This window comes from Streptomyces sp. P5F9 (genome assembly GCF_057961495.1).
In genome coordinates this window covers 58,716-65,101 of sequence record NZ_JBXVPZ010000010.1, presented here as the reverse complement: position 1 = coordinate 65,101, position 6,386 = coordinate 58,716, and the positions used below count along the sequence as shown (strand labels likewise).

The window sequence follows — 6,386 nt, the reverse complement described above, 5'->3', positions numbered from 1 at the left end:
GCAGTCGGCGGAGCCCAGGTAGCTGGGTGACCGATCGAGCCCGAGAACCGGGCGGTCGACTGAGCCCGGGCAGCTGGGCAGTCGGCGGAGCCCAGGTAGCTGGGTGACCGATCGAGCCCGAGAACCGGGCGGTCGACTGAGCCCGGGCAGCTGGGCAGTCGGCGGAGCCCAGGTAGCTGGGTGACCGATCGAGCCCGAGAACCGGGCGGTCGACTGAGCCCGGGCAGCTGGGCAGTCGGCGGAGCCCAGGTAGCTGGGTGACCGATCGAGCCCGAGAACCGGGCGGTCGACTGAGCCCGGGCAGCTGGGCAGTCGGCGGAGCCCAGGTAGCTGGGTGACCGATCGAGCCCGAGAACCGGGCGGTCGACTGAGCCCGGGCAGCTGGACAGTTGGCGGAGCCCGGATGGCTGGACGCCCAACGGAGCCCGAAGACCGGGCGGTTAGCGGAGCCCGGAAGGCTGGACGCCCAACGGAGCCCGAAGGCCGGGCGGCAGTTGGCGGAGCCCGGGCGGTTGGGCAACCAGCGGGGCGACTCGGCTTCGGCGGTGGGCCGGCCACGGCGCGGATTGTCCGGCGCAGCCTGCCCGATCCCGCTCGGGCCCACCCGCGCCCCGCAGACGTATCGAAGCCGCCCCACGCGTCTGTCGGTTCGGCCTGGCCAGCCCCCTCGACCGGTCAGGCCGAACCGACGGATCCTCGCCCGGGCCGGCCCCGCCTGGCCCGGTCGGCGGTGTAGCGCACGGAGCAACCGCCCCAACCGGCACGACAGTTACGTGCCGACCGGCTGAGCCGGACCCGTGCCGTGATGGTCACCGGTCAGGCCCAGCGTCGCTGTCCCCTCACGCCGACTGCGCCGCGGGCAGTTCCACCAGCCACGGGAGTGCGCCGCGGTCGCTCGCGCCGAGGCGGGCGTAGGCGCTGTAGAGGTGGTTGCCGACCGTGCGGATGGAGAGGGTGAGGCGGTCGGCGATCTGGCGGTTGCTGAGGCCCGCGGCGGCGAGGGTGACGATCTGGCGCTGGCGGGCGGTGAGTTCGCCCAGGACCAGGCCGGACAGGGCCGGGGTGCGGGCACCCTGGCAGCGGCGGGCCAGGGCGACCGCTCGGGTGCGGGACATGCGGGCGGCGCGGGGGTCGCGGTGGGCGCGTACCGCTTGGGCGTGTGCCTCGGCCGCGAAGAGCAGGAAGCCTCGCTGTTCCAACTCCCCTGCCACCTTGTCCAGCGCGGGGCCGTCTCCCTCGACCAACGCCTCCGCGTGCCTCGCGAGGACGGCCGGTCCTTCGCCGGGCAGTCGGGCGAGCCGGCCGGCGACGCGCTCGGGAGCGCCGAGGCGTACGGCGTCGTAGAGGACGTACGCGGCGGGCCTGCCGTCCTCGGGGGTGAGGCCGCGGGTCTCGTCGCCCTCTCTCCACCTGCCGTCGACGATCTCGCGGGCCGCCTCCACATCGCCGCGTGCCGCCGCCACCCAGCTGCCCGCGTCGCCGGACGCGGGACGGTGGGCGAGGGCCTCGTCGGTGGCCGGCACGTCGCCCGACTGGGCTGCGGCCAGGGCGAGTTCGGCTGCGCAGGCGCGGCTGCCCGAGGTCTCGCGCAACCCCTCTCGCGCCCAGGCCGCCGCCTCACGCAACTCGCCCCGCAGCCGCGCGAACCGTGCGCGGACGGCGGCGTACCCGGCCGGTACCGGTGCGCCCTCCGCCACCAGCCACTCCCCCACGGGCGTCGGCAGCGGGCGTACGTCGGTGCGGTCGATGCGGTCGGTCAGGGCGGAGCGTTCGGCCGCGAGGGCCGGGGTGCACTGGTCCGGGGTGCGGGCCAGTCGGCGGGCCCGGAGCCGGCCGGCCGCGGCGCGCAGTGCGGGGCCGTGCAGGGGGTGGGCGAGGCGGACGGCGCCTTGGTCGTCGACGCGGATCAGGGCCTCGGTCTCCAGGCGTTCGAGGACGTCGAGGTCGAAGTCGTCCAGCGAGGACGCCAACGGCTCGGCGAAGGCGAGGCGTTCGAGGCTCTCGCGCTCTTCGGGGCCGGTGCGGGCGAGGACTTGCGCGGTGCGTTCGCTGACCGTCGCCGTGACCGGCACCGGGCCGCGCCACGTCCATTCGCCGGAGTCGGTCGCCCGGGTCAGCAGCCCGCGTTCACGCACGGCGCCGAACAGATCGCGCAGCAGCCGTAGATCGCCTTGGCAGAGGCCGTACAGACGGTTGACGGTGAGGGGTTCCAGCGGGCCGCCCGCCCCCAGGGCCAGCAATTGGGCCGTCTCCTCGCGGGGCAGTGGCTCCAGCGCGAGGCGCGGCAGCAGCTCGCCCGTCCACAGGCGCGACACCGCACCGGGCACCGGGTGGCCGTCGGCCACCACGACCACCAGCCGGGTCCGGCCGTGGACGGCGAGTTGGTGGACGAGCGCGGCCGAGGAGTCGTCGAGCAGATGGGCGTCGTCCACCAGCAACAGCCTGACGCCGGACAGGAGTTGGACCGCACGGTGCAGGGTGACGCTCTCGGGGAGCAGGTGCGCGAACGCGGCGAAGGGGATCCGGTGGGTCTCAGGCGTCCCGGTGACCTTGGCACAGTCGCTGCCCCGGACCGCCTCGGTCACCAACCGGGTCTTGCCCCGGCCGGCCGGACCGGTCACCACGATGCCGTGCCGCCCGGCCGTCAACGAACCGCGGATCAGATCGAGTTCGTCCTCCCGGCCGGTGAACGGCCAGGGCAGTTCCAGGGTCTTCGCGTCCTGTTCGAGAGTCATCACACAGATATGAGCCCGCCTACTCACCCCTGATACAGGGTGACTTGAGTAGCCCTCGACTCAGGCGCCCGGGAACGGTCACCGGCAATCTGGTCGCATGACCACCCGCTACTGCTCCCTCGCGCAGCAGTCGGCCCCGGAGTTCGGACCGGGACTGACCGCCGAGCGACGCGGTGCGCTCATCGGCGGAAGCCGCATGTGGGTCAACGGGACGGTCCTGCACTACTACTTCTTCGACGCCGACAACGCGGCCGCCACCGACACCTCCGTCATCCCGGTTCCCGGGACGGGCGAGATGCGGCGGGTGCCGTGGGCCGGCGCCAAGGAGCAGCAGGACGTCGTACGCGAGTGCTTCCGTGAGTGGCAGGGCCTCGGCATCGGTGTCGAATTCGCCGAGGTGGGGGACCGTTCGGAGGCGGAGCTGCGCATCGGGTTCCAGCCCGGTGACGGCTCCTGGTCGACGATCGGCCGCGACGCGCTCACCGTCGGACTGTCCGACCGCACCATGAACTTCGGCTGGGACCTGACCGCACCCGGACAGCGCGGTACGGCCCTGCACGAGATCGGGCACGCCCTGGGGCTGCTGCACGAGCACCAGAGCCCGTTCGCCGGTATCCACTGGGACGACGAGGCCGTCTACGCCGAGTTGGCGGGCCCGCCGAACTTCTGGAGCCGGGACAGGACCCGCTTCAACATCCTGCGCAAGCTCGACCCGGACGAGGTGGGCGGCTCCGTCTGGGACCCGCAGTCGGTCATGGAGTTCCCGTTCGCGTCGGGACTGATCCTGGAGCCTGAGGAGTACCGCACGGGTCTGCACCCGCACGGCAGCCTCTCCCCCTCCGACAAGGAGTTCGTTCTGCGCTGGTACCCGCCCGTCGGCACTCCCCGGCCGGCCGAGCTGGTGCCGTTCCGGTCGGCGCCGTTGCGTCTGGGACCGGGCGAGCAGGCCGACTTCGCGATCGAGCCGACACAGACACGCGAGTACGCCGTCGGGGCCTTCGGGGACAGCGACACGGTCGTCGTGGTCTTCGAGGAACGGGACGGCGAACCGCGCTTCCTCGCCGGTCAGGACGACGGGGGCACGCCGCATAACGCCACATTCAAGGTTCGGCTCGTCAAGGGCCGCCGCTACTTCGTCCGTGTGCGCCTGTACTCCACGTGGGGGTCGGGGGACACCGCGGTGATGTGCTGGTAACAGCATGGGTACAGCCGCACGCGGACGGACGGACCACTGTCCGGCGCCGGGGGAAGCGGCCGAGGAAACGTCGCCTTCGGGGGAGGGAGACGTTTCCTCGGCCACGCCGCCATGTTCGGGGTCCTGCTGCCCAACTCCCGGGACGCACACGGCCCTTGTGCGCTAGCTCCCCAACTCCAGTGGCCGCGCAGGGTCCTTGGACCACTCCTCCAGGGAACCGTCGTACACCGACACGTCCGTACGGCCGAGCAGCGTGAGCGCGAGTGCGGCGCCCGCCGCCGAGATGCCGCCGCCGCAGTACAGGACGACCGGTGAGTCGTCGGTGTCGAGGACCGCGCCGACCCGCGCCGCGAGTTCCTCGGCGGGCAGCACGTGTCCGGACGCGTCGAGGAGACCCCGGCCCGGCAGGCTGCGGCTGGCGGGGATGTGACCGCGGCGGCTGTAGCGCGTCGGGGCCGAGCCGTCGTAGCCGCCGGTGGGCAGGGCGCACACGAGGGTGCCGGGGCGCTCGCCGCGGCTGATGGCGGCCACGTCCTCGATACCGGACCAGAGGTCCGGACGTACGACGGGTGTCACGGGCCGGACGGCCGGAACCGGGTCGGTGTCGTCCCCGGAGGCCAGCGGCCGGCCGGCCGTTTCCCACGCTTCGAGACCGCCGTCCAGTACCGCCGCCGGTACCCCGATCGCCCGGAGCATCCACCACAGCCGCGCGGCCCAGATGCCGCCGCCGCTGTCGTAGGAGACGACCTCGCTGCCCTCCCCCACGCCCAGCCGGGCCAGTGCGGCGGAGAGTGCCTCGGGGGACGGCACGGCGAAGTGGTACGGCGCGTCGTGATCGGAGAGGTCGCCGGTCAGGTCGGCGTGCCGCGCCCCGGGCAGGTGCCGTTCGGCCCATGTCCCGCGCCCGCTCGCGGAGCGGTAGTCACCGTCCTCGCGGGGTGAGGGCAGGAGCGCGGTGGCGTCGAGGACGACCAGCCGGGGATCGTCGAGATGCGCGGCGAGCCAGGTGTCGTCGACCAGCGGGCCGGGCAGCAGGGAGGTGGTCATGGCGGCCGATCGTACGCCCGCGAGCTGGGCGTCTCACCCCTCGGGCGTGACCGTCTCGGATATCGGACCCTGCTTGCACAGAATCCGGGGAGTGCGGTTATCGTACGGCCATCTACGCGGGAGCCCCTACCCGGCTGGGCTGAGAGGGCGTCTGGGACCGGCTCGTCGAGAGTCCGGCCCCCATGGGGACGCCGACCGCACCACTCGCGCCTCAGCGCCCGCGTAGGAGTTCACGTGTCTGCAGCAGTCGAGCCCCAGCATCCGGTGGTCAACACCGGTGCGTGCCGCTCCTGTTGTTGTCGCACGCACTGATCCACCGCCTCCGCGCACCCCTCCTCCTTCCCCTCCCTTCAGGCGCCGTCACGCCTGCGCACCTCCCGGAGTACCCCCATGCCGCACATACGGGTCATGCTCGACTATTTCCACCCCTGGCCCAATTCTGCCGGTCTGTACGTCGCCCGAGCCCGCCGCTGGTACGAGGAGGCCGGTCTGGATGTCGAGCTGGTGGTCCAGGATCCGGGACGCGGGGACACGCTGGAGTACCTTGCCCGGGGCGAGGTGGACTTCGGGATCTTCCCGCCCAACCGGCTGCTGGCCCGGCGCGCGGAGCACGGCCAGCCGCTGATCGCCGTATCCGCGATCAATCACCGGGGCCTGGAGGCGATCCAGACGACCACGTCGACCGGGATCACCCGTCCCCGCGAGCTGGCCGGCCGCCGTATCGCCTACAACCCGACCCCGCGCGGCCGGGCCATGGTGCGCCACCTGGTGGCGGCCGACGGCGGCGACCCGGACGCCGTGATCAGCGTGGACGCGGGCAGCCGCGAACTCACCGTGGACGACATCGTGGCGGGCGAGGCGGACGCCACCTTCGGCAACTACTGGTCCTGGGACGCGTTGCGCGGCGATCTACCCGAGGAGCAGCGGCTGACCTGGCCGGTCGACGAGATCGACGCCCCGCGCTACCACAGCTACCTGCTCGGCACGAGCGAGGACCTGCTCACCCAACACCCCGCCCTGGTACGGGACTTCCTCGCCGTCACGGCTCGCGGTTATGCGGCTGCCGCCCAAGAGCCGGACGCCACCCTGGAGTTGCTGGAGCAGGTGATCCCGTACTTCCCGCGCCCGCTGATCGCCCGTTCCCTGGCCCTGATCGCGCCCACCTGGACGGACGCGGACGGCCGTTGGGGTGTGATCGACGAGGGCCGGATGGGTCCGTACGCGCACTGGCTCGCCGAGAACGGTGCGATCCCGGACGACCGGGACTGGGCGAAGTCCTTCACCAACGGCCTGCTGGACGTGGCCACATGAGATCCCTGGCCTGCCAGGCGCGGACGCTGACCCGGCGTCTCGCCGTCGACTTCATGAGGGTGGGCAGCGCGCTGTGTCGGCCGTGACCGTCCCGACCC

At 72.8% G+C, this 6,386-nt stretch carries 4 protein-coding genes; 2 read left to right on the top strand and 2 right to left on the bottom strand.

Translation table 11 applies throughout. The features are described from left to right. Positions 1-839 precede the first annotated feature (839 nt). The gene (locus AC31A1_RS03695) at positions 840-2,735 is read right to left on the bottom strand and encodes a LuxR family transcriptional regulator AbsR2 (RefSeq protein WP_489651796.1); all 1,896 of its coding nucleotides are present in this window, start codon (positions 2,733-2,735) and stop codon (positions 840-842) included. Positions 2,736-2,832: 97 nt separating this feature from the next. Here AC31A1_RS03695 and absR1 point away from each other — a divergent pair, with 97 nt between their 5' ends. Next, entirely contained in the window at positions 2,833-3,930 is a 1,098-nt protein-coding gene (absR1, locus tag AC31A1_RS03690) for a beta-glucuronidase AbsR1 (RefSeq protein WP_489651795.1), read from the top strand. Between the two features lie 162 nt (positions 3,931-4,092). Here the strand turns inward: absR1 and AC31A1_RS03685 are convergent, their stop codons facing one another. Next, positions 4,093-4,977, bottom strand: a complete 885-nt coding sequence (locus AC31A1_RS03685) for a sulfurtransferase (protein ID WP_489651794.1) — start codon at positions 4,975-4,977, stop codon at positions 4,093-4,095. 390 nt (positions 4,978-5,367) lie between these two features. On the opposite strand from AC31A1_RS03685, the gene AC31A1_RS03680 reads away from it, so the two are divergent. Beyond that, positions 5,368-6,288: an ABC transporter substrate-binding protein gene (locus tag AC31A1_RS03680; protein WP_489651793.1), complete on the top strand. Its 921-nt coding sequence runs from the start codon at positions 5,368-5,370 to the stop codon at positions 6,286-6,288. Positions 6,289-6,386: the final 98 nt, after the last annotated feature.